19 protein-coding genes are annotated in these 23,578 nt (G+C 61.1%); 11 read left to right on the forward strand and 8 right to left on the reverse strand.

Translation table 11 applies throughout. The features are described from left to right. Nucleotides 1-194: 194 nt before the first annotated feature. Nucleotides 195-1,697, forward strand: a complete 1,503-nt coding sequence (locus AC6CH8_RS08750) for a sugar ABC transporter ATP-binding protein (protein ID WP_498190001.1) — start codon at nucleotides 195-197, stop codon at nucleotides 1,695-1,697. A gap of 99 nt (nucleotides 1,698-1,796) precedes the next feature. Here the strand turns inward: AC6CH8_RS08750 and AC6CH8_RS08755 are convergent, their stop codons facing one another. Next, nucleotides 1,797-2,312 (reverse strand): roadblock/LC7 domain-containing protein, encoded by a 516-nt coding sequence (locus tag AC6CH8_RS08755; protein ID WP_498190003.1) that lies wholly within the window; start codon nucleotides 2,310-2,312, stop codon nucleotides 1,797-1,799. Between the two features lie 394 nt (nucleotides 2,313-2,706). After that, nucleotides 2,707-3,600: a phosphoserine phosphatase SerB gene (gene serB, locus AC6CH8_RS08760; RefSeq protein WP_498190005.1), complete on the reverse strand. Its 894-nt coding sequence runs from the start codon at nucleotides 3,598-3,600 to the stop codon at nucleotides 2,707-2,709. 110 nt (nucleotides 3,601-3,710) lie between these two features. Here serB and AC6CH8_RS08765 point away from each other — a divergent pair, with 110 nt between their 5' ends. The 5 genes from AC6CH8_RS08765 (at nucleotide 3,711) to lplAB (ending at nucleotide 7,704) form a co-directional block, all read left to right on the forward strand. Then, nucleotides 3,711-4,496 (forward strand): ABC transporter ATP-binding protein, encoded by a 786-nt coding sequence (locus tag AC6CH8_RS08765; protein WP_498190007.1) that lies wholly within the window; start codon nucleotides 3,711-3,713, stop codon nucleotides 4,494-4,496. A 19-nt stretch (nucleotides 4,497-4,515) separates the two neighbouring features. Beyond that, nucleotides 4,516-5,301, forward strand: a complete 786-nt coding sequence (locus tag AC6CH8_RS08770; RefSeq protein ID WP_498190009.1) for a sulfite exporter TauE/SafE family protein — start codon at nucleotides 4,516-4,518, stop codon at nucleotides 5,299-5,301. 7 nt (nucleotides 5,302-5,308) lie between these two features. Continuing rightward, complete coding sequence (locus tag AC6CH8_RS08775; protein ID WP_420178099.1) at nucleotides 5,309-6,118, forward strand: TrmH family RNA methyltransferase; 810 nt, start codon at nucleotides 5,309-5,311, stop codon at nucleotides 6,116-6,118. A gap of 141 nt (nucleotides 6,119-6,259) precedes the next feature. Further along, a complete protein-coding gene (locus tag AC6CH8_RS08780; protein ID WP_017200906.1) occupies nucleotides 6,260-6,517 on the forward strand; it encodes a type B 50S ribosomal protein L31 in 258 nt (85 codons plus the stop codon). 86 nt (nucleotides 6,518-6,603) lie between these two features. Beyond that, complete coding sequence (gene lplAB, locus AC6CH8_RS08785) at nucleotides 6,604-7,704, forward strand: lipoate-protein ligase LplAB (protein ID WP_243836888.1); 1,101 nt, start codon at nucleotides 6,604-6,606, stop codon at nucleotides 7,702-7,704. 28 nt (nucleotides 7,705-7,732) lie between these two features. On the opposite strand, the gene pepN is transcribed toward lplAB, so the two are convergent. After that, nucleotides 7,733-10,336 carry an aminopeptidase N gene (gene pepN, locus AC6CH8_RS08790; RefSeq protein ID WP_498190012.1) on the reverse strand — a complete coding sequence of 868 codons (2,604 nt, stop codon included), beginning with the start codon at nucleotides 10,334-10,336 and terminating at the stop codon, nucleotides 7,733-7,735. 4 nt (nucleotides 10,337-10,340) lie between these two features. After that, entirely contained in the window at nucleotides 10,341-11,390 is a 1,050-nt protein-coding gene (locus AC6CH8_RS08795; RefSeq protein WP_498190014.1) for a YeiH family protein, read from the reverse strand. A gap of 110 nt (nucleotides 11,391-11,500) precedes the next feature. On the opposite strand from AC6CH8_RS08795, the gene AC6CH8_RS08800 reads away from it, so the two are divergent. From AC6CH8_RS08800 to AC6CH8_RS08810, 3 genes are read left to right on the forward strand one after another with little or no spacing between them, the layout of a single operon-like run. Continuing rightward, on the forward strand, nucleotides 11,501-13,057 hold the full coding sequence (locus tag AC6CH8_RS08800) for a circularly permuted type 2 ATP-grasp protein (protein ID WP_091470688.1): 1,557 nt from the start codon (nucleotides 11,501-11,503) through the stop codon (nucleotides 13,055-13,057). Nucleotides 13,058-13,112: 55 nt separating this feature from the next. Further along, entirely contained in the window at nucleotides 13,113-14,039 is a 927-nt protein-coding gene (locus tag AC6CH8_RS08805; RefSeq protein WP_014921898.1) for an alpha-E domain-containing protein, read from the forward strand. Next, nucleotides 14,036-14,887 carry a transglutaminase family protein gene (locus tag AC6CH8_RS08810; RefSeq protein ID WP_091470691.1) on the forward strand — a complete coding sequence of 284 codons (852 nt, stop codon included), beginning with the start codon at nucleotides 14,036-14,038 and terminating at the stop codon, nucleotides 14,885-14,887. The genes AC6CH8_RS08805 and AC6CH8_RS08810 overlap by 4 nt, the downstream gene beginning before the upstream one ends. 64 nt (nucleotides 14,888-14,951) lie before the next feature. Here AC6CH8_RS08810 and AC6CH8_RS08815 read toward each other — a convergent pair whose 3' ends face one another. Together AC6CH8_RS08815 and glgC are read right to left on the reverse strand one after the other, a co-directional pair. Next, nucleotides 14,952-16,403: an SDR family NAD(P)-dependent oxidoreductase gene (locus AC6CH8_RS08815; RefSeq protein WP_498190017.1), complete on the reverse strand. Its 1,452-nt coding sequence runs from the start codon at nucleotides 16,401-16,403 to the stop codon at nucleotides 14,952-14,954. Nucleotides 16,404-16,476: 73 nt separating this feature from the next. Further along, a complete protein-coding gene (gene glgC, locus AC6CH8_RS08820; protein WP_208295846.1) occupies nucleotides 16,477-17,889 on the reverse strand; it encodes a glucose-1-phosphate adenylyltransferase in 1,413 nt (470 codons plus the stop codon). A gap of 93 nt (nucleotides 17,890-17,982) precedes the next feature. Here glgC and glgA point away from each other — a divergent pair, with 93 nt between their 5' ends. Beyond that, nucleotides 17,983-19,179, forward strand: coding sequence for a glycogen synthase (gene glgA, locus AC6CH8_RS08825; protein WP_091470696.1), 1,197 nt, complete (start codon nucleotides 17,983-17,985; stop codon nucleotides 19,177-19,179). A gap of 118 nt (nucleotides 19,180-19,297) precedes the next feature. On the opposite strand, the gene AC6CH8_RS08830 is transcribed toward glgA, so the two are convergent. After that, a complete protein-coding gene (locus AC6CH8_RS08830) occupies nucleotides 19,298-21,397 on the reverse strand; it encodes an acyl-CoA dehydrogenase family protein (RefSeq protein ID WP_498190019.1) in 2,100 nt (699 codons plus the stop codon). A 46-nt stretch (nucleotides 21,398-21,443) separates the two neighbouring features. After that, nucleotides 21,444-22,082: a TetR family transcriptional regulator gene (locus tag AC6CH8_RS08835; RefSeq protein ID WP_091471100.1), complete on the reverse strand. Its 639-nt coding sequence runs from the start codon at nucleotides 22,080-22,082 to the stop codon at nucleotides 21,444-21,446. Between the two features lie 142 nt (nucleotides 22,083-22,224). On the opposite strand from AC6CH8_RS08835, the gene AC6CH8_RS08840 reads away from it, so the two are divergent. After that, a complete protein-coding gene (locus tag AC6CH8_RS08840) occupies nucleotides 22,225-23,577 on the forward strand; it encodes an acetyl-CoA C-acetyltransferase (protein WP_179016610.1) in 1,353 nt (450 codons plus the stop codon). The last annotated feature ends 1 nt before the right edge of the window (nucleotide 23,578 follow it).

Consider the following 23,578-nt stretch of genomic DNA (forward strand, 5'->3'; position numbering starts at 1 on the left):
TTGTTTCGCCACTTTAGCTTTGCAATAAACGAATTTATCTGATTGACTCTCCAAGGCGCCCTCGTCCTTGTTTGTAAGCAGGCCGCATGAACCCGGTTGGCGGCTCTATGCCAATTCACGCACTCAGACATCAAGTGGAAACTTCGCGGTTGACTCACAGGGGCGGCCATTGTCCCTTTGTTTAGGAGCTTTCTTTGGACCTGTTACTGCATGCTGATGATATTCATGCCTCGTACGATCATCGGCGCATCCTTAAAGGCGTCGGACTTTCGGTACAACGTGGCGAGATACTGGGGTTGATCGGCACCAACGGTGCGGGAAAAACCACACTAATGGGCGTACTGGCCGGATCCCATAGGCACGACACCGGAATGATGACGCTGGCCGGAGAAAAGTATGTGCCGGACTCCATAGAGGAAGCGCAGGCCTGCGGGGTTGGTCTCATCCCGCAGAACTTCCGGATCGATCCCCAACTAACCATTGCAAGGGCCATTTTCCGGGGTACTTTCCAAGCAGATAAGCCTCATCACGAACTCCGGGATCAAGCAGGAAAGTTAATACGCGACATCGGCATCAACTTGGATCCCGACATGAAGGTCGGAACGCTGATTCGTGCTGAGCAGGCCCTTGTGGAGGTGCTGCGGATGGTTGCCGAAGAAGCCCAGTTGGTCATCATGGACGAGGTTGCAGCTTCGCTGCCGGATCACGATGTCGCTGTCCTGCATCAGGTGTTGCGAATGCTGGTCCGGCAAGGACGCGCAATCATCTACATCACGCATCGACTGGATGAGGTCCGATCCATTGCACACCGTATAGCCGTCCTCCGGGAAGGCCGGGTGCACAAAATACTTGAAGCCAGTCATACCGACGTCGACGAATTGGCCTTTCTGTTGCTTCAGCAGGAACTCGAAGACGGCACGAGGCCCACTGACCCGGCAGCGGGTGAAGAGGCACTGCGGGTGGTGAACCTCAGCATGGGAGACAAGGTTCGGGAGGTCACCTTCAATGTATCCAAAGGCGAGATTTTTGGCTTGGTCGGAACTCATCGGTCAGGTGTCTACGAGTTGGTCGAAGCGCTGGCGGGAGTTCACCCCAGCACCTCGGGACACATCCTTTTGCACGGTCAACCGGTTCAGATCCGAGGAGTCCAGGATGCCTCCCGCTTAAAAATCGGCTACTTGTCCGATGCCGCGGAGAGTGGTGGGGAGACGGGCAGCATCGTGGACGGCCTTCAGCCTGTCCCGGAGGCGGGCGAGGCGAATCTACGGGACGAGATTTCGCAGCTCCGTGGTGTAACTGAGGTCATTCGACGTATGCGCATCAGCACGACGAACATCCACGGCAACATCGCCACCCTCTCCGGCGGGGACAGGCAGAAGATTCAACTCGCCAAATGGATCGGTTCGGACTGTGATGTGCTGATCCTTAGCCATCCCAGCCGTGGCATCGACATTGGCGCCAAGGAGACGGTCTACAAGATGCTGAGCGAGCTCAGCCAAACAGGGGTTGCCATTATCCTCTTGTCTTCCGACTTGTCCGAACTGATCGGCTGGTGCCACCGGGTGGGCGTGATGCGGGACGGCGAACTTGTGACTATCGAGGCCAATGCCAACACCAATGAGGATGTTTTGGTACACCACATGCTGGGTGTGAAGTTTGAATCCGGTGGCGGCGACGCACGCCGTGTGAGAAATTGACGCTGTTTCTTCCTTCTGCGAAAGAACGATCCGAAGTGTAAGACAACGAAAAGGGACGGTGCCGCATGCGCCACCGTCCCCTTCGTCTTCCGCCGGAAATCAGATGGTGATGTCCTTGGCCAGGTTTTTGAGCTTGTGCCTGGCCAGCGCCAGGTTCGCGTACGTGCGATCGAGTACGAGGTAGACGAAGAGGCCCCTGGAACCGCTTGAATTCAGGACGTTGATCAGGTGGTACTGGGTCCCGAGCGTGATGAGGATGTCTTCAATGTCGCCGTCAACGCTTAGCTCAGCCATAGTGCGCAGTTTGGCGCTCACCACATTTGAGTTCCCCGCAGCAGCAACGCCGAGGTCGAAGCCCGGGTTCCCACCCTGGGCCAAGGCCATTCCACTGGAATAGTCCACCACGGCCGCGCCAGTGGCTCCTTCGATAGCCAGCAGTTGCTTTATGGATTCATCAAGTGTGCTCATATCGGGTTGTTCCTGTTCTGTTGTGTCATCGGCAGTGCCCATGAAGTTGGTAGTTCGGGTGACGTTGACGTCGTAGTGATTCGCCTGCAAAATCTCGTGGAGGGGTGTTAAACGCTCGTCCGGAATTTTGTCATCAGGTTCACTCAATTCGAATACGTAGTCGCGTTTCCACCACTTCCACGTGCGCTCCGAACGGTTCACTTCCTGCCCCCGCACTTTCCTCGTTCCAGCCTGCCGCCTGCTTTGCGGAGATATTGATGGAAGTCTTCACTTTACACAACAACTTATGCACCAAAGCACAAGATTTACGCATTAACCGAAAAGTGCTATTGATTACGCGCCAGAATGACAGTTTGATAAATAGTGACGTTTTCTGCGTCACGAAATTGGTTTTGCTGTTTCGCTCCGAATGCTTCTTCTCGACTGTCGCGCTTATCCTTCAAGCGTGCCTTTCCGGGCAAACTAAAGCACCGGTGGAGAAACTCCACCGGTGCCGGGTCAGGGTCACACGAAACGGCGTCGCGCAAGCGACGCCCAGCCTTCAGACGTTGGCGATATGCCGAACTGCGTCAAGGTACGGCATGGTGATGACAGCGTCCGCCACTGCGCGCACTGCTGGTTTGGCGTTGAAGGCGACGCCGAGGCCGGCCGCACTCAGCATGTCCAGGTCGTTGGCGCCGTCGCCCACCGCTATGGTGTGCTCAAGACTGATGCCTTCCGCGGCCGCCCACTCACGCAAGTACTTCTCCTTGGCAGCCCGATCGATGACTGAGCCGAGAACCTTGCCGGTCAACACGCCGTCGACGATCTCGAGCTCATTGGCAATCCAATAGTCCAAGCCAAGCTCTTCAGCAATGGGCCCCAAAATCTGGTTGAATCCTCCGGAAACAACAGCCACCACATGCCCCGCCTCCTTGAATGCAGCCACCAGTTCTGCCGCACCAAGGCTTAGGCGCACCTCTTGGCGAACAGCATCAACGACGGCGGCAGGAAGTCCGGCAAGGACGGCAACGCGGGCATGCAAGCTCTGGGCGAAGTCCAATTCACCGCGCATGGCAGCCTCTGTGACGGCAGCGACTTCCTCCCGTTTGCCGGCGTGCGCTGCCAGCAGCTCAATGACCTCCTGCTGGATCAGGGTTGAATCCACATCCATGATCAGGAACTTCCGGGGGGCTTGGCGCAGGCTCCCGGAAACAATGGCTGTGTCCACTCCTGCCTCGGCAGCGTCGGCCACCAGCCGCCTCACTGTCAAAAGGCCCGCTTCCGTGTCGGCGTCCACCACAAGATCGGCCGTGTGCACACCGAAGCGCTCGTCGCCGCCCTGTGATTCCGACGACACTGAGGCTCCGGCGTCAGCCAGAACTTTGAGCACATTTTCCAGCGATTCGGGGGACAAGTTCACGCCGTAGCTGACTGCAGCCAAGTTCGAAGTCATGGCCTCAATCCTACTGAGGGCGCTACATCCATCCGAATTCGTTTCCCCTCGTAAGCTAGGAGATACCCCGGTTATCAGTCACACCTACTTTTGTCCTAGTGTCTACTGCTATGAGTGATGTTCTGGAATTGGCTTCCGTCAGCGTTGTCCGAGGCAAGAAGACCCTGCTGGACAAGGTCGACTGGGAAGTCAACGAAGGCGAACGCTGGGTCATCCTGGGACCGAACGGCGCGGGCAAGACCACCCTGCTCCAGATAGCTGCCGCCCGCATGCACCCAAGCAGCGGCAAGGCCGGGATCCTGGACGAAACCTTGGGGCGCGTTGATGTTTTTGAACTCCGTCCCCGCATCGGCCTTTCTTCGGCAGCACTCGCTACCCAGATTCCAGAACACGAGAACGTCCTGAACGTCGTGGTCACGGCAGCTTATGGCGTCACCGGTCGTTGGCGTGAGGGATACGAACGCGACGACGAACGCCGCGCCTTCGGCTTGCTCAATGACTGGGGGATGGGTCCGTTGTTGAACCGCACCTTTGCCACCCTGTCCGAAGGGGAGCGCAAGCGCGTCCAGATTGCCCGTGCGCTGATGACCGACCCGGAACTTCTGCTGCTGGACGAGCCTGCCGCAGGCCTTGACCTCGGCGGGCGTGAAGAACTGGTCCACAAGCTCGGTGAGCTCGCCAGCGACGAAGCCGCTCCGGCGATGGTCCTTGTCACTCATCACCTTGAGGAAGTACCGCCTGGATTCACGCACGCCATGCTGCTCCGCGAAGGCGGAGTGGTGGCTGCTGGTCCCATCAAGGAAGTCCTTATTGACGAACACCTCAGCAAAACCTTCGGCCTGGCGCTGGACGTTTCGGAAAACGCCGGCCGCTACACGGCCACGGCCCGCCGCTAGCCCGGTCGCGTAGTCAACAATGGAGATCCTTAGCAGCATCCTGGTCTTTTTCGCGGGCCTGTGGGCCGGCACCATCAACGCGGTAGTCGGTTCCGGCACGCTGGTAACCTTCCCCGTGCTCATAGCCCTTGGCGTCACACCGGTGGTGGCTTCCATGAGCAACGCGATGGGACTCGTGGCCGGCACGGCCGCGGGTGCCTGGGGTTACCGACGCGAACTGGCAGGCCGTGGCAGGCAGCTGATGAAACTCCTGCCGGCCTCCTTGCTCGGTGGAATCACCGGCGCGTGGCTGCTGCTGCACCTGCCGGAGAAGGTCTTCCACTACGTAGCCCCCGTCCTTCTGGTCCTTGCCCTCCTCATGGTGGTGTTCCAGCCCAAACTGCAGGCATGGGTCCGCAGCAGGGAAGAGAATCCGGAACATGCCATCCGGGACCGCAGCCACGGATTCCTGCTGGTGGTCCTTGTGTACTTGGCGGGCGTGTATGGCGGCTACTTCGTCGCTGCACAGGGAATTCTCCTGGTAGGCATCCTCGGGGTATTCCTGAGCGGAACCATGCAAAATGCCAATGCCATGAAGAACATCCTGGTACTGGGCGTCAACATGGTGGCGGCAATCTCTTACCTGATCTTCGCCTTCGACCGCATCAACTGGCTGGTTGTCCTGCTCATCGCAGTCAGCTCCACCATTGGCGGACTCGTCGGTTCCAAGGTAGGCCGGAAGCTGTCTCCCAAGGTCCTCCGGGCAGTGATCTTCACCCTCGGCATGGTGGCCTTGGGCTTCATGGTCGCCAACCTGCTGAAATAATCACCCGGTGACATTCCATTATCTTGAGTCCGCCAACGATCCCCGCGTCACGGACTACACCACGCTCACCGATGTACACCTGAGGAAGCTGCGCGAGCCCCGGGAGGGCATGTACATCGCCGAATCCTCCAAGGTCCTCCGCAGGGCACTCGCTGCAGGCCACCAGCCACGTTCCTTCTTCCTTGCTGAGAAGTGGCTGGAGGACCTCGACGACGTCTTCCGGGCTCATCCTGATGTTCCGGTCTTCATTGGCAAGGCCTCCTTGCTGGAAGAAATCACGGGGTTCCACCTGCACCGCGGAGCCATGGCTGCAATGCACCGGCCGGCTCCCGTCCCCTTGTCGGACCTCTTGGCAAACGCGCAGCGGATCGCCGTCCTGGAGGACATCGTGGACCATACCAACGTGGGTGCCATCTTCCGCTCGGCCGCTGCACTTGGAGTGGACGCGGTCCTCGTGTCGCCACGGTGCGGGGACCCGCTGTACAGGCGCAGTGTCCGCGTCAGCATGGGCACGGTGTTCCAGGTTCCATGGGCGCGCCTGGAGAGCTGGCCTGGCGACTTGGCGCAACTGAAGGAACAGGGCTTCACAGTGGCGGCCATGGAGCTGACCGATGATGCCTTGGACCTGGACGATCTCGCGGCACGGAATATCCCCAAACTGGCTCTGGTTCTTGGAACCGAAGGGGCAGGCATGAGCCTGGAGACGTTGACCGCCGTCGATCTCGCCGTCAAGATTCCCATGCGTGCAGGCGTCGATTCACTCAACGTCGCAGCGGCCTCGGCAGTGGCGTTTTGGGAACTCCGCCCACGCGATTGAGCGGAGTTCGTACGGGATGGCCGTTTCGGCTATGATTGGTTGTTGGCCCGGCCGCTGGAATGTTCGCATTGCAGCAAAGGTCCACCTCCATTCATACCTGGCAGCTGGCAAAATCCAGTTGCGCGAACAAAAGGTCCCATTATGAAGTCTGATATCCACCCGAAGTACGAAGCTGTTGTTTTCAACGACCTGGCTTCCGGTACGCAGTTCCTGACCAAGTCCACCGTGTCTTCCTCGAAGACCATCGAGTGGGAAGACGGAAACACCTACCCGGTTATCGACGTCGAAATCTCTTCGGAGTCCCACCCGTTCTACACGGGCAAGCAGCGCATCATGGACTCCGCTGGCCGCGTCGAGCGCTTCAACGCTCGCTTCAAGGGCTTCGGCGGCAAGAAGTAACCCACTTCACCCCAAGGCTTTTCGAGGCCCGTATTGCTGGATTTCCGGCAATGCGGGCCTTTGTGTTTTCCGGCAAGATGGACACCATGACTACCCACCCGGCTCAGGAACCGCACACCCACGACGACGACGCGCGACTTCACGGCGAATATAAAGTCCCCGGCGGCAAACTTGTGGTGGTGGACCTGGAAGTGGCCAATGGCCGGTTTTCCAACGTATCCCTGAGCGGCGACTTTTTCCTGGAGCCCGACGAAGCCCTTGAGGACATCAATCGGGCACTCACCGGCCTCCAGGAGAATTCAACAGCGGCAGACATCGCCGCAGCCGTCAATGCCGGATTGCCCCCGGAAGCCGTACTGTTCGGGTTCTCCGCAGAGGCGGTGGCTGTAACCGTCCGCCGTGCGCTCTCCAAGGCGACGGGCTGGGCGGACCACCAATGGGAAGTCATTCCACCTTCGGTACTGCCCACGCAGGTGAACGTGGCGTTGGATGAGGTCCTCACGGAGGCAGTGGGAGCAGGGCGGCGCAATCCCACCTTGCGGTTCTGGGATTGGGAAGAGCCGTCCGTTGTCATTGGCAGTTTCCAGTCGGTACGAAACGAGGTGGATCCGGATGGCGTCTCCAAGCACGGCATCACGGTGGTGCGCCGCATCAGTGGTGGCGGCGCCATGTTCATGGAAGCAGGCAACTGCATCACCTATTCGCTCTACCTCCCGCAGACGCTGGTGGATGGAATCAGCTTCGCTGACTCGTACGCATTCCTGGATGCCTGGGTCATGGCCGCGCTCGAGAAGCTGGGCATTACCGCCTTCTACGTGCCCCTCAATGACATTGCCACCGATCAGGGCAAGATCGGTGGTGCAGCACAAAAGCGGCTCGCAAGTGGCGGCATGCTCCATCACGTCACCATGAGCTACGACATTGACGCGGACAAGATGGTAGAGGTCCTGCGCATCGGCAAGGAGAAACTCTCTGACAAGGGAACCCGGAGTGCCAAGAAGCGCGTGGACCCGTTGCGGCGCCAGACAGGCCTTGCGCGCTCGGCAATCCTCCAGGCCATGCAGGACGTCTTCACAGAACGTTACGGAGCTGTGGAAACCCGGCTTACGGACAACGAACTCGCCGAAGCAAGGCGGCGCGTGGACGCGAAGTTCGGCACCGGGGAATGGTTGAACCGGGTTCCCTAGGTTCTTTCCGGTCGACTGTCCTTCGCGGTCAGCCGGCCGCTTGCGCCGTCAACGCCCGCAAGAGGTGGCTCCGTTGCTCGATGACGATGCGGCGCAGGGCGCGGGGAGCTCCATCGTGGTCACGAAGCCAATGGTCGGCACGCGCCAGTACCGGGTGATCAGCAGGCCGCACGCCTTCTGGCAGGTCCTGGGTTCCGGGGAAGAGGCCACGGACAATCCGGCCCGCGATTTCAATACTGCGTTCGGACCAAACACGCTCAAGGCACTCGAAGTAGGGCTCGACGTAGCGTTCCAGTAGGTCTCCGGGAGCCGTAACAAAGCCGGCGATCGTGGCACTGAGGATCTCGTTGGAAAGGCCTGTGCTGTTGACCGCGGAATCCCAGGCAGCTGCCTTGACTGATGCGTCCGGTCGGGCTGCTGAGGCAAGGGCATGCCCCTCCCTGCCCGATGCTGTCTTATCAGCCTCAAGCTCGTGGTCCAGCTCGGCCAGGGTCGCTTGCCCGTGGGCCGCCAGCGCCTGCCAGAGGCTCCATCGTAGTTCGGCGTCCACGGCAAGGCCCTCCACCACGGTGCTGCCCTCCAGGACTCCCCGAACGAGGGTCAGCTGGCTGTCACCATGCCTGGAGACGTCGGCCAAGGTCCTGGCCCATGCGAGCTGGGAGTCTGAGCCGGGAGCAGCAGCCATCAACTGCTCAGCGGCCACCGCCAGGAACTCTTTCCGCACGGCTTCGCGAGTCTCAGAGGCTACATAACGCTCGATGGCGCTGGCAGCGTTGCCCAACACGTTCAGCAGGACACCTATGCCCGTTTCGGAGGTCGCGAACTGCTCGACGGCGGACACGTAGCGGGCCGCTGGGGTAACTCCGTCCCGGGCCGAATCCCAGAGCGCGGTCCAGCAGAGAGCGCGGGCCATGGGATCCGAAATCTTATCCAGGGACGTCCGCACTGTGTGTTCGGACTCGGGGTCCAGCCGCACTTTGACGTAGCTCAGATCGTCATCATTGACCAGCAGCAGCGCTGGCCGGCGCTTTCCGTTCAAAGCAGTCACCAGCGTGCTTGGGCCGGCAACGTCCACGTCAATGCTTTCAGTCCTCACCAAGGCACCGGTGGAGTCGGTGTCATACAAGCCCAACCGCATGCGGTGCGGACGGAGCTCCTGATGGCCGGTCAGTGGATCGATGGCCTCCTGTTGGAGAGTGACGGCGCCGAGGACCCCATCGTCTTCCACGATCTCAGCGGCAACCGTGGAGATGCCCGACGTCTGCAACCATTGGCGTGCCCAGTCGGCGAGGTCCCTGCCCGAGGCAATGCTGAGCGCCTGGAGGAGGTCCTGAAGGGATGTATTGGCAAATTCGTGATCCCGAAAATACTGACGGGACCCCGCAATGAAAGCATCAAAGCCAACATAGGCGACCAACTGTTTCAAAACAGAGGCGCCCTTGGCATAGGTGATGCCGTCAAAGTTCTGCTTGGCGGCCTCGAGGTCAGGGATGTCCGCGACGATCGGGTGCGTTGTAGGCAGTTGGTCCTGCACATAAGCCCAGGCTTTGCGCTTGCTGGCGAAATTCACCCATGCAGTGTCCCAATCCGTAGCCCGGTCTACACCCAGGGTTCCCATGTAGTCCGCGAATGACTCCTTGAGCCAGAGATCATCCCACCAGTTCATGGTCACGAGGTCGCCGAACCACATGTGGGCCATCTCGTGCATCAGCGTATTGGCTCGGGCTTGATACTGGGCATCCGTAGCGCGGGAAGCGTAGACGTACTTCTCCGTGAACGTCACCAGCCCGGGATTCTCCATGGCCCCGAGGTTGTATTCAGGTACAAACGCCTGATCATACTTGCCCCAGGGGTAGGGATAGGCGAAGAGCTCGTTGAAGAATGCCAGTCCACTCTTGGTCAGTCGGAACAACTCGTCGGCGTCGAATGAGCCTGCCAAGGAGGCCCGGCAGAAAAGTGCCAGCGGGACGTCAAGGCGGGTGCCGTCGTCGAGCTTTGCTCTCCAGTGATCTTCGGCCTTGAAGTAAGGGCCGGCGAGCACAGTAGTGATGTAAGTGGACATTCGCTTAGTGGTGGCGAAATCCCATTGCGCGGCACGGGGATCGCCCGGTACAGGTGTGCGGGCCTCTTCCACTCCGTTGGAGGCGACTTCCCAGGCAGCGGGGGCGATCACGTGGAACGTAAATTCAGCTTTGAGGTCGGGCTGTTCGAAATTGGCGAAGACGCGGCGGCTGTCCGCCGGTTCATATTGCGTGTAGAGATAGCATTCACCATCGGCGGGATCCACAAAGCGGTGCATGCCTTCCCCGGAGCGGCTGTAGAGCGCCGTCCCGGTCACAGTCACCGTGTTTTCGGCTTCGAGACCTTCCAGGATGATCCTGTCGCGGTCCACCACTGATCCAACGTCGAGCGACCGGCCGTTCAACACCACGGAATCGACGCCGCCGCTGATGAAATCCAGGAAAGTGGCGGAGCCGGAGTCCGCTGAGAAGGTGATGGTACTGGTGCTCGCGTATCCGGCGACGGCAGGATCTGCTGCGTCGCGGACATCGAGGGTGACGTCGTAGCTGTGGGTGGTGATCAGGGCTGAACGGGTAGCGGCTTCATCGCGCGACAGATTGTGATTCGACACACAGCTATCTAATCATGATCCACGCGGCCCCCAGGCCCAACGATGCGATGAGGAGCCAGGACCCCAAGGCCACCAGAATTGCTCGCCCTCCCGTGTGAATCAGGGTGCGGACCCGCACCGCCGAACCAAGCCCGTACAGCGCCGTCGCCAAGAGGATGTCCTGAACAGCCGCAGCGATCTCCAGTCCCGCCGCCGGCGCCCAACCCAAGGATCGGAGGGCCACCATGGACAGGAAGCCGATGACGAACAGCGGGACAATCGGCGGGAACCGCCCGTCAACGCCGTTGGCGGCCCCGCGCGTACCGTTGCTGCGTTCCCTCACTTGGAGAATTCGCTGGTGCACCCCGGCTGCTGCTGCAACAGGCGCCAGCAGAACCACCCGGGTCAATTTTACGACGACGGCGATCGCCAGCGCCGATGTACCTGCGGTTTGTGCCGTGGCCACCACCTGGCCGACGTCATGCACTGATGCGCCGGTCCAGGCCCCGAACTGTTCGGGATTAAGGTTCAACGGGTGCATGAGAAGTGGGAGTACACCAATGGCAAGGGTTCCGCACAGTGTCACCAGCGCTACGGGGAGCACGGTGTCTTGATGCTTGATACGGCGCACAGCTGCCATTGCGCCAATCGCGGAGGCTCCGCAGATGGAAAAGCCCGTGGCGATAAGGAGGGCGGCTTCTCCGGGGAGGCGCAACAGACGCGCCAGCCCATAAGTTCCCGCGAAGCTCACCAGGACAACACCTGCGATCAGCAGCAGGGATAACCAACCCAGGCCAAGGACGTCGCCGATGCTGACCTTGAGGCCCAAAAGCACGATGCCGGCACGCATGAGGTGCTTTCCAGCGAAGTCCAGGCCTGGCCGGGCGCGCCCCGCGGTCAACACGGCCGTGCCCGGTATATTGGCTGAAAGCAGGCCCAAGGCAACAGCAAGGGTCATGGCCGGAACCACCGGAAAGACAGTGTGGATGGCGAAGGCAAGACCCGTTGCGACGATGCTCAGGAGCAACCCGGGCCCCAGCCGGGACAACTGGGGCGCAAGACTGTTGAAGGGCATGCCTCAACCCTGCCGGATGGGGGCACGGAAGGCGAACCGGGAGTGCCCGGAAACGGCCACACAACCAGCGCGAAATGCGCTCGACTCAAAAAGGTGATTACCTGAATCCCATGTCTGACCTATTTCAGGATTACTCCGAGGCCGCCGCGCGCAGCGGTGCCTATGACGAGATGTTTGCCCAGGGCCACGTTGCCAGAAGATCCTATGGTCAGGTTTCCGGGGCTCTCCGCGAGCTTTCCCTGGCGGATGTCACCGCCCGGGCGGATTCCATGGCCCGAACTTTCCTGGACCGCGGCGTGACGTTCGACTACGCGGGGGAGGAGCGGCCATTTCCCCTGGACATTGTCCCGCGCGTCATTCCCGCCGACGAGTGGGATGTACTGGAGCGCGGCGTTGCCCAGCGCGTCAAAGCCCTTGAAGCATTCCTGAACGATGTCTATGGGCGGATGGCCGTAGTCACCGATGGCGTGATTCCGCGGCAGCTTGTGACCACCAGTGCACATTTCCACCGCGCGGTCCACGGTTTCGAGCCCTCAGGTGGTGTTCGTGTCCATGTTTCGGGCATTGACGTCGTCCGGGATGCAGCTGGAACCTTCCGCGTGCTGGAGGACAACGTCCGCGTACCTTCTGGTGTCAGCTACGTTTTGGAGAACCGCCGGGCCATGGCCAAGGGTTTGCCTGAGGCATTCGGCCAGCAGCACATCCGGCCGGTGGAGGAGTACCCCCGCCGGCTCCTCTCTGCACTGCGCAAGACCGCTCCCTCAGGCGTGGACGATCCCACCGTTGTTGTCCTGACGCCGGGCGTCTTCAACAGCGCTTACTTTGAGCACACACTCCTTGCAGGGCTCATGGGCGTGGAGTTGGTGGAAGGCCGGGACCTCATCTGCCGTGGCAACCGCGTGTACATGCGAACCACAGCGGGTGAACAGCGCGTGGATGTCATCTACAAACGCATCGATGACGACTTCCTGGATCCACTGCAGTTCCGTTCGGACTCCATGCTCGGCTGCCCGGGATTGGTTAACGCCGCCCGTGCCGGGGGAGTGACCATCGCCAACGCTGTGGGCAACGGCGTAGCCGACGACAAGCTCGTGTACAGCTACGTGCCTGATCTCATCCGGTACTACCTCCACGAAGAGCCGATCATCGCCAACGTCGACACTTTCCGGCTTGAGGAAAAGGAAGCCCGGGAGCATGTTCTGGACCGCCTCGACGAGCTGGTGGTCAAGCCCGTGGACGGGTCGGGTGGTAAGGGCTTGGTCATCGGGCCGGACGCCACGAAGGACGAACTCGACGCCCTGCGCAAACGCGTCATCGCCGATCCCCGTGGATGGATCGCACAGCCGGTCCTGCAGCTCTCCACGGTGCCGACACTCTCCGGAGACAAGTTTGGCCCCCGCCACGTGGACCTGCGTCCTTTCGCAGTCAACGACGGCGACGACGTCTGGGTCCTGCCCGGAGGCCTCACCCGGGTGGCGCTCAAGGAAGGATCCTTGATAGTGAACTCCAGCCAAGGCGGCGGTTCCAAGGACACCTGGGTTTTGGCCGATTCCCCGCAACTGCCGGCCGAAGTAATTCCACGCCAATCCGTGACGGTCCGCGAGCAAGTATCCGTGTGGCCGGTTGAAAGCAACTGGCGGGACCGCCAAACGGAGCAGCAGCAGTGAACACGCTCCACCAACACTTGAACTTCGACATGCACCACGCGAAGGAGGCAGTTCCATGCTGAGCCGCATTGCTGAGTCACTCTTCTGGATTGGACGCTACGTAGAGCGCGCCGACGGTACTTCCAGGATTTTGGATGTGCACCTTGAGCGCCTGAACCACCTGCCATTGGAGGAACAGCGCAGCGTCGCCCGGGAGCTCCTCGCCGTGATGGGCGCCAAGCCGCAAAGCGAAGATTTCGGCCTTCCCGAGCTCCTGCACGCCTTGGCCTATGACAAGCACAGCGCGTCATCCATCGCAGGTTCATTGGGTGCAGCCCGCGAGAATGCCCGACGGGCGCGCGAAACTGTCTCCCAGTCCCTCTGGGAAAGCCTCAACACCACGTATTACGGCCTCAACCAACACCGCAAGGACGTTGTGGGAACCTACCGTTTCTGCAACTGGGTTTTGGAGCGGACCGCCATGGTTCGCGGTCTCGCGGACACCACGGTCAGCCACGACGAGAGCTGGTTGTTCATGGTGCTCGGCCGCTCCTTGGAAAGGGCCGATATGACGGCCCGCATGTTGTCCACGCGCGACGTTCAGTCCGCTGGAATGTCGTGGGTCAACATGCTGCGGTGTGCGGGAGCTTACGAGTCCTTCATCCGCACCCGCAGGGCAGCGTTCGGGGACCAGCACGCAGCGGAGTTCCTGCTGTTGGACCGGTTGTTCCCGCGCTCGATTGTCTATGCGTTGCGCGATGCCGACGAGTGCCTCGCCAAGCTGGATCCGTCGGCGCAGCGCGTGGGATTCATCAACGACGCCCGCCGAATTGTGGGCCAGGCCCGAACCTTCCTTGAGTTCCACCGCACAGACGACCTCATGTCCGAACTGCCTGAACACATGGAACGTGTGCAGAAGGCCGTGACGCAGGCCTCGGACGCAATTTCCCGTAAGTACTTCAATCAGGCTGATGAGCACGCCTGGGTGGGAGAAGTTTCATGACCCGGCTGAGCATCGTTCACAAGACTGCCTATAAGTACAATCGCCGCGTGACCTTGTCCTACAACGAGGCCCGGATGACGCCGCTGACTGACGGTCAGCAAGTTGTCCTCGAGGCCTCGCTGAAGGTCTCACCCAACCAAGCCTCTGTCAGTAACTACCGTGATTACTGGGGAACGCGGGTCACTGCGTTCGACATGCAGATGCCACATGAGAGCCTTGAGGTCCTTGCGACGGCCACCGTTGAAGTGCACCGCACCGAACGGGTGGCAACCGAGGACGACATTGTGGGATGGGACGTCATAGCCTCGGAGAAGGTCCAGGACGAATTCAGCGACTGGTTACCCCAATCCCGGCTCAGCGGGCCTGGTGAGGAAGTCCTGGAGATCATCCCGGATATCGTCAAGGGAAAGAACCCCCACGAGGCCGCAATGGCAGTCTTCGCGTGGATGGCCGGCGAGATGACCTACATGAAGGGCACCACCGGGGTCACCACGAATGCCGAACAGGCGTGGTCCCAGCGTCAGGGAGTATGCCAGGACCTGGCCCACCTGGCCATCGGCGCCTTGCGCTGCAGCGGCATTCCTGCCCGTTACGTTTCGGGATACATCCACCCCCGTTCCTCGGCGGACATCGGCGAAACTGTTGCCGGACAATCCCACGCCTGGCTGGAATGGTGGGACGGCGAGTGGCGAAGCTGGGACCCCACCAACCATAAGCCGGCAGGTGACTACCATGTCACTGTGGCTCGAGGCCGTGACTATCGCGATGTTCCCCCGCTGAAGGGAATACTGTCCGGTGGAGGCGGCTCGGGTCTCTCCGTTTCAGTGGAGATCACCCGCCTCGCATAAGTATTTTTGTACAGATAAGGCCCTTAAGAGTCGATCTTAAGAGCCTTATCTGTACTCAAACTTTCTACCAGGGGGAGGGCTTGTAGTCCTTGAGGAAGACACCGTACTGGTCCTCGCCCTTTTCGCCCATCACAATGGGGTCGTAGACACGCGCGGCGCCGTCCACCAAGTCCAACGGAGCATGGAATCCTTCTTCCATGAGCCGGACTTTGGTGTAATGCGGCCGTTCGTCAGTGATCCATCCGGTATCGACCGCGGACATGAGAATGCCATCGGAATCCAGCATTTCCTGTGCGCTGGTCCGGGTCATCATGTTAAGCGCGGCTTTGGCCATGTTGGTGTGGGGGTGTCCGGGGCCCTTGTAGGCACGGGAGAACTGCCCTTCCATGGCTGAGACGTTGACAATGTACTTCCTGTGGGCCGTGGATCGCTTCATGGCATCGCGAAGGCGGCTTACCAGCAGGAAGGGTGCCGTGACGTTGCAGAGCTGGACTTCGAGCATCTCCAAGGGATCCACCTCGTCCACCACCTGGGTCCAGCTGTTGATGGACGCGAGGTCCGGAACCAAGCCACCGGCGTCGATCGCCGTTCCTGACTCAATACGCTCCAATGATGCCGAGCCGGTGGAGAGCGCCAGCGAGGTGATCGCGTCGCCCGCCAGGACCGGGTGCTCGGTGACGCTGCTGGCGAGGGCAAGCGGGTGCTTGTCATGCGCATGACCAAAGGTCACCAGCTCGGGGCCCCCGTTGGCAGCTTCAAGGGCCGCAGGCAGCGGCTCGTCCTCTGCGTCGACCAAGGGCTTGTAAGCGCTGCCGGAGCGCCGGACGGTCTGAGCTGCGTTGTTGATGATGATGTCCAACGGGCCGGCCTCGTTGAGCGAGTCGGTCAACGCCATGACTTGTGCCGGGTCACGGAGGTCTATGCCAACAATCCTGAGCCGGTGGAGCCACTCTCCGCTGTCTTCCATGGCAGCAAAGCGTCGCGCGGCGTCCTTGGGGAAACGGGTAGTGATGGTGGTGTGGGCGCCATCCCTGAGCAGGCGCAACGCAATGTACATGCCGATCTTGGCGCGTCCGCCGGTCAGCAATGCCCTGCGTCCCGTGAGGTCCGTGCGCGCATCGCGCTTGCTGTGGCTGAACGCCGCGCATTCAGGGCAGAGTTGGTGATAGAAGGCGTCAACCTGCGTGTAGTGCTTCTTGCAGATATAGCAGGGACGCGACCGGATGAGGTGCCCTGCGATCTCGCCAGTGGCTGAAGGCTCCAGCTTGTTGCCGCGGGTTTCGTCGTCAATGCGATCCGGCGCGGCGGTAGCCGTCAGAGCGAGGACAGCGCGGTCAGCCTCGGCAATGGAGTCACGTTTGGTGACACGGCGGTGGCGTTTGACGGCTTTGAACATCTTGCCGGTGGCACGGCGGACAGCAACGTAGTCCGGGTGCTCTTCGTCGTAGACGTGGATCGTGGTCAGAACCTTGAGGCAGGCCTGGATCTCTTCAGGCGTCAGATCGGTGGAGCTCATTGACCTGATTTTACAGCCTTGGGAGCCTGAGGCCTGCCTCGGGTTCTGCCAACGTCAGCCGGGTACGTTCGGGCTAATGTGAGGCACCCTGGGCTGCGGCGTCGGCCACGCGTGACTGGATGCCCGCCGCTACCTTTTCGGCGGAGTCACGGATGTCGGGATCATCATGGGTGGCCGCCTTGACAGCTTCCGGCAGCCCACGGCGATGTTGCGCCGAAAGCGCCAGCTCTGCCTCGCCGGGCTCCGGAACAACCTGGCCCTTCGCAAGCACGGTAATGCCCGACTCAGTGACCTTGTAGCCCCGCGCCTTATCCAAGGCAGGGTCCAAACCGATGGCCGCGCCGGCGGGGACCTTGACGTTCTTGTCCAGGATTGCCCGCTTGATCACGGCGCCTTCGCCGACACGGACCTTATCCATCAACACAGAGTCCTGGACACGGCTGCCGGCCGCCACATAGGCGTCGTTGGAGATTACGGACCCTTCAACGATGCCACCGGAAACCACCACGCCGCTGGCAACAATGGAATCGAGGGCCGTTCCCACCGTGTTGTTCTCGCCACGGACAAACTTTGCAGGGGGCGAGATGCTCTGGCGGGTGTAGATCGGCCACTCGGAGTTGTAGAGGTTGAAGATCGGCACGGGGGAGATGAGGTCCATGTGTGCGTCGTAGAACGAGTCGATGGTACCGACGTCGCGCCAGTAGGTCCGGTCGCGCTCGGTGGCGCCTGGGATGTCGTTGAGCGTGAAGTCATACACGCCGGCTTCGCCTTGGTCCACAAAGTAGGGAATGATGTCCCCGCCCATATCGTGTTTGGTATCAAGTCTTTCCGCGTCCACGTGCAAGGCTTCAACGAGGGCATCTGCATTAAAGACGTAGTTGCCCATGGAGGCGAGGAACTGCGTGGGGTCGGCTGCCAGTCCGGGGGTGCTGGCCGGCTTTTCCACGAAGGCCGCAATTTTTTGGGGATCGTTCTGGTCTACCTCGATCACACCGAACTGGTTGGCCATGTTCAGTGGCTGCCGCACTGCAGCAACTGTCGCTTTGGCCCCGCTGGCAATGTGCTGCTCCACCATTTGGGAGAAGTCCATGCGGTACACGTGATCAGCGCCGACCACTACCACGATGTCCGGGGCGTCGTCATGGATGAGGTTCAGCGATTGATAAATTGCGTTGGCACTGCCAAGGAACCAGCTCTTGCCCACGCGCTGCTGCGCCGGAACAGAAGCCACATAGCGGCCCAGTTGCGTGGACATACGCCAGGTTTCAGAGATGTGCCGGTCAAGGCTGTGCGATTTGTACTGCGTCAGCACGACGATTTTCAAATATCCCGAATTAACGAGATTGGATAGTGCAAAGTCAATTAACCTGTAGCCGCCTGCGAACGGAACCGCGGGCTTGGCCCGATCCGCCGTCAGCGGCATGAGTCGGTTGCCTTCTCCGCCTGCCAATACGATTGCCAAAACTTTCTTCAACGCCATGGTCACAGCTCCCCGTACGTCTTCGTATCCCCCAAAAGTCCGATTTTCCGGACTCTTTCACACTAGAACACATACGCCGGAACGACTACGTTGGTTAGCGTGCGAATAGACATTGTGACTAAAGAATTCCCTCCGGAAATTTATGGCGGTGCCGGTGTCCACGTTGCCGAGCTCAGCCGGGTGCTGGCAAAGCACGTCGACCTTCATGTCAGGGCGTTCGGCGCGCCCCGTGATGCCGACTATCATGGGGCTTCCGTGGCGTCCTACGCCACGCCCGAAGACCTCGGCGAAGCCAACGCCGCCATCCAGACCCTCGGCGTGGACCTGAGGATAGTTCCGGACATTGCGGGAGCGGACGTTGTCCACTCGCACACCTGGTACGCCAACATGGCCGGCCACCTCGCGTCGCTGCTGCACGGCATCCCGCACGTGCTCAGCGCCCACAGCCTGGAGCCCCTGCGTCCTTGGAAGGCCGAACAGCTTGGGGGCGGCTATGCCCTGTCCTCCTGGGTGGAGAAGACAGCGTACGAGGCAGCCGCCGCTATCATTGCCGTCTCCGATGGCATGCGTCAGGACATCCTCCGCAGCTACCCCAACGTGGATCCCGACAAAGTTCGCGTGGTCCACAACGGCATCGATGTCTCCCTATGGGAGCGTGATGAGGAGGATGATGCGATCCGCGCGCTTGGTATCGATCCCGCCAAGCCCAGCGTGGTCTTCGTTGGCCGCAACACCCGCCAGAAGGGTGTGCCGTACCTGCTCCGTGCCGCGTCAAGCCTGCCCGAAGATGTCCAATTGGTGCTGTGCCTCGGGGCTGCGGACACTCCCGAACTTGCCGCTGAAACTGCACGCCTTATTGAGGAACTGCAGGCAAAGCGTGAGGGTGTCATCCTCATCGAGCGGATGCTGCCCCGGAAGGAGCTTATCCAGGTCCTCAGCCATGCCACCGCGTTTGCCTGCCCCTCGATTTACGAGCCCCTGGGCATCGTGAACCTCGAAGCCATGGCATGTGGTGCTGCAGTGGTGGCTAGTGCCACAGGCGGCATTCCGGAAGTGGTCCAGCATGGCGAAACCGGGCTCCTCGTCCAACTGGAGCAGGTCACTGACGGGACCGGGACGCCGTTGGATCCCGAGAAGTTCGTCAGCGACTTCGCTGCAGCCCTGAACGAGGTAGTGGCCGATCCTGCGCGCGCCCGTGAGATGGGCATTGCTGGACGACGCCGTGCGGAAGAACACTTCTCCTGGGAGTCCATCACCGAAACAACCCTTGAGGTCTACCGGTCAGTCCTGCGCTAGATCCCTGGCCTCCCGGTAGCAGGCCAAACCACGACGGCGCCGCCCCCTTTGGTGGGGACGGCGCCGTCGAGGTTTTCAAGAGTTCCGCAATTGTTCACCGCGTGGCAGCGAACTCCTGCTAACGGGCATTGGATGCCTTAAGCGCCAAGAGCGTTTTCTCGTCCGCGGGGGCGTTGCCGTTGGCCCGCAGCTCGCGGAAGTGCTCGCGCGCCTCATCCTGCCGGACGGCTTCTGCGCCGGTAGCGATGGAGGCGCGAAGGTGCTCAGGGCCGTAGCCGAAGGCGTCCACGAGGTCTACGGCGTGAGGACGGATCTTGACCAGGAGTCGGTTGATGTAGGTGCCCACGGTCCGGCCACGCTGCATCGAGAGCCTTCCGTTCATCAGGTACCAGGAGAGATGCTTCTCGATCAGGGACAATCCGAACAGGTCGCGCAGCCAGGTCAAGACGCGCTTGGTTCCCTCATCCGATACATGGGTGAGGGCCTCGGTGAAGGCCTCCCACTGAAGAAGTTCCGCATGCGCCTGGGCGGCTTCAATGAGTTCGTGTTGGTGCTGGTTGAACAGGGCTGCGGCCTGGTGCTGTGGAAGTTTATTGGCTCCCTTCAGTGCAGCACCGACGTCGGCGACCATTGACTGAACGCGGTCAGCCAAGAGCGTGCGCTGGCCTTCCTCGTCGCGCAACGCCAAAGCCGCCTTCTGGACCGAGCCGGTATCAGCCACGAACTGGGCAACCTGCCGGAGGCCCGTCCGGTGCAGAGCCACACCGGCGGCCTGGTCAACTACATAACGGGCAAGAACACCAAAGTCGGCGCTACGGAATTCCTTGGCGTAGTCAGCCAGGAGCCGCTTGGCTACCAGCTGCAGCAGCACGGTGTTATCACCTTCAAACGTGACATACACGTCGAGGTCCGCACGCAAGGAGGCAAAGCGGTTCTCGATCAGGAAGCCGGCTCCGCCACACGCTTCGCGGCACTCCTGCAAAGTGTCCAAGGCATGCCAGGTGCTAAGGGGCTTGAGCGCGGCCGCCAGCGTTTCCAGGTCCTGTCGGTCGGCATCTGTATCGTGTGCGCCGGAGAAGACGTCGTCGAATTTCTGCAGGAGCTGTTCGTGGGCGAAGCTGGCCGCGTAAGTGGTGGCCAAGCGGGTAAACAACCGGCGCTGGTGCCGCTGATAGTCCAGCAGGACCTCTTCATCGGTGCTGGACGAAGCATTGAACTGCCGGCGCTCGGTGGCGTACTGAATAGCTGTCTTGAGGGCCACCTTGCTCGCGGCCACAGCGGCGCCGTCGAGGGAAACACGGCCTTGGACCAGAGTGCCGAGCATGGTGAAGAAGCGGCGTCCCGGGCTCTCAATGGTGGAGGAGTACGTGCCGTCCTGAGCGACGTCGCCGTAGCGGTTCAGGAGGCTGGTCCGGGGAATGCGTACGTCCGTGAAGTGCAATCGGCCGTTGTCAATGCCGTTCAGTCCACCCTTGATGCCGTCATCTTCACCGCCGATGCCCGGGAGAAATTCCTTGGTGACAGGATCGCGGAGTTCCACATAGAAGGCGTGGACGCCGTGATTGACGTTCTTGGTGATCAGCTGGGCGAACACCACGGCGGCCAGGCCGTCGTTGGCTGCATTGCCAATGTAGTCCTTCCATGCCGCACGGAAGGGTGTGGTGATGACGAATTCCTGGCTCGCTTCGTCGTACGTAGCCGTGGTGGCAATGCTGGCGACGTCGGAGCCGTGGCCGGTTTCCGTCATGGCAAAGCAGCCCGGGATCTCCAGGCTCATGATGCCGGGGAGCCACTTGTCCTGATGTTCCGTCGTGCCGAGGTGCATGACAGCGGAGCCGAAGAGGCCCCACTGGACGCCGGCCTTGATCTGAAGGGAGGGGTCGGCTGTAACGATCTCTTCGAAACCGGCGATGTTGCCGCCGTGATCGTCGGAGCCGCCCAGCCTGGTTGGGAAGGCGCGGTGGACGGTGTTGTTATCCACCAGGAATTTCAACTGCTCAAACACCCGTGCACGATGCTCGGTGTGGTGCAGGCCCTCGATCTTTTGCACCGCTGGATTGCCTGCCACCTTGCGGGCTTCGTGGCGGATATGAGCCCATTTTCCAAGGAGCTGCTCCCCGAGGGCGGCGACGTCGACCACCGGGTCTGCGCCAGTGGCAGCCTCTTTGCGGCCGGCGGGTTGCTGGGCGGATGAGGCCCGGTCCACTACTTCAGTCATGTTGCTTCCTTCTTTGGTTCCGACAACTGATGAGTCATTGCTGGTCTCACGTGCTGCTTTTGAGCTCCGGGGCGATGCCGAGGCACAGCCAATCCGTAATCTGCCCGGCCATGGTTGCCTGATCGGGCTTAGTGCTGCCGGCAGGACTTCCCAGCCACATTTCTCCGGCGTTCCTCACGAGTCCGATAGCGGCCGTAGGCCAGTAAACGATGACCGCTTCCTTCTCTTCGCCCAGGTGTTCCCGCATGGGAGTCGCGATCATGTCCGTAATTTGTTCGAAGAAGTTACCCAGGGCACCCGAGGCCGCGATAGCGTCCTGCGCCGAGGCCTCCCCGGGGGTAAGCCGGGTGATGAAGGCGTATACGTTGGGGCTGGATTCGGCCATCTGCAGATAGGCGGAAACCATGGCGAAGAGTCCCTCCCGCGGGGTTTGCGCCAATTGGGCGGCCTCCTGCATGCGGCGTTGCATCTGCCCCAGCACCACTTCACCCATGGCTTGCTGAAGACCTGCTTTGTCCCCGAAATAGCGGTAGAAGACCGATTTGGATGTCCCCGCGGAGCCGGCTATGTCCTCCATGGAGGCGTCACTTCCGAGCCTATGAACAGCCTTTCGCGCGGCTTTGATGAGTTCACGCCGGCGCTCCTCACGATGGGACTGCCATCGGGCCGCACGTCCATCAACCATGGCTTCGCCGGCCAAGGGGACTTCAATTACAACCCGTGCCGAGCCGGCGGCGCCGGCGGATTCTTCATCGCGACTGTTCACGATACCCAGCGTATCAGGTACGCTGGGTATCAGTAACTGGCATTGATCGAAGGAGACAAGCATGGCTACAGCAGACGTGACTACGGACGGGCCCCTGGAACCGACCACTGGCCCGCAATCAACACGCTCGGCGGTCATCGTGGGCGGCAACCGCATTCCGTTCGCAAGAACCGGCGGCGCCTATGTAAAGTCCTCCAACCAGGACATGCTGACCGCGGCCCTGGAGGGGCTGGTGGCCAGGTTCGGACTCCAGGACGAACGCATCGGAGAGGTCGCAGCCGGAGCAGTGCTTAAGCACTCAAGGGACTTCAACCTCACACGGGAAGCTGTCCTCGGCTCGGCTTTGTCGCCCGAAACCCCTGCATACGACCTCCAACAAGCCTGCGCAACCGGATTGGAGACCGTTCTTGGGTTGTCCAACAAGATCAAGTTGGGGCAAATTGACTCAGGGATCGCCGGCGGTGTGGACTCGGCCTCTGATGCCCCGATCGCCGTCAGTGAGGGATTGCGCGAAATACTGCTTGACCTGAACCGGGCAAAGACCACCGTGCAAAAACTGAAGATCATCGGCCGGATCCGCCCCAAGGATCTGGCCCCCGATGCTCCCAACACCGGTGAGCCCCGCACAGGGCTGTCCATGGGCGAACATCAGGCCCTCACTACTGCGCAGTGGAAAATCTCCCGGGAAGCGCAGGACGAGCTTGCTTTTAACAGCCACCGCAACCTGGCTGCCGCCTACGAACGGGGCTTCTTCGATGACCTGATCACCCCGTACCGCGGGCTTAACCGGGACTCCAACCTGCGTGCAGACACCACGCTGGAGAAGCTCGCCACCCTCAAGCCCGTCTTCGGCAAGAACCTTGGCTCCGAGGCAACCATGACCGCGGGCAACTCGACACCCCTGACGGACGGTGCATCAACCGTCCTCCTGGCTACCGGAGAATGGGCAGACGCCCACGGGCTGCCGAAGCTCGCCACAGTCCTGGACGGCGAAGCGGCCGCCGTCGACTTCGTTCACGGCAAGGACGGCCTCCTCATGGCGCCGGTCTTCGCGGTTCCCCGCTTGCTGGCTCGGCACGGCCTCACTTTCGAGGACATCGACTTCTTCGAAATTCATGAAGCCTTCGCCGGAACCGTCCTCAGTACCTTGGCCGCGTGGGAAGACGAAGAGTTCGGCCGGACGCGCCTGGGACTTGACGGCGCGCTGGGAAAGGTGGACCGTGCCAAGCTCAACGTCAATGGCTCATCGTTGGCTGCCGGCCACCCGTTTGCGGCTACGGGTGGCAGGATCGTAGCTTCACTTGCGAAGATGCTGCATGAGAAGGGCACCGTTAATGGCCGCCCTGCGCGGGGCCTGATTTCCGTGTGCGCCGCCGGCGGTCAGGGCGTTGTTGCGATTCTCGAAGCAGCATAGG

Source organism: Paenarthrobacter sp. GQ52, from assembly GCF_059759005.1.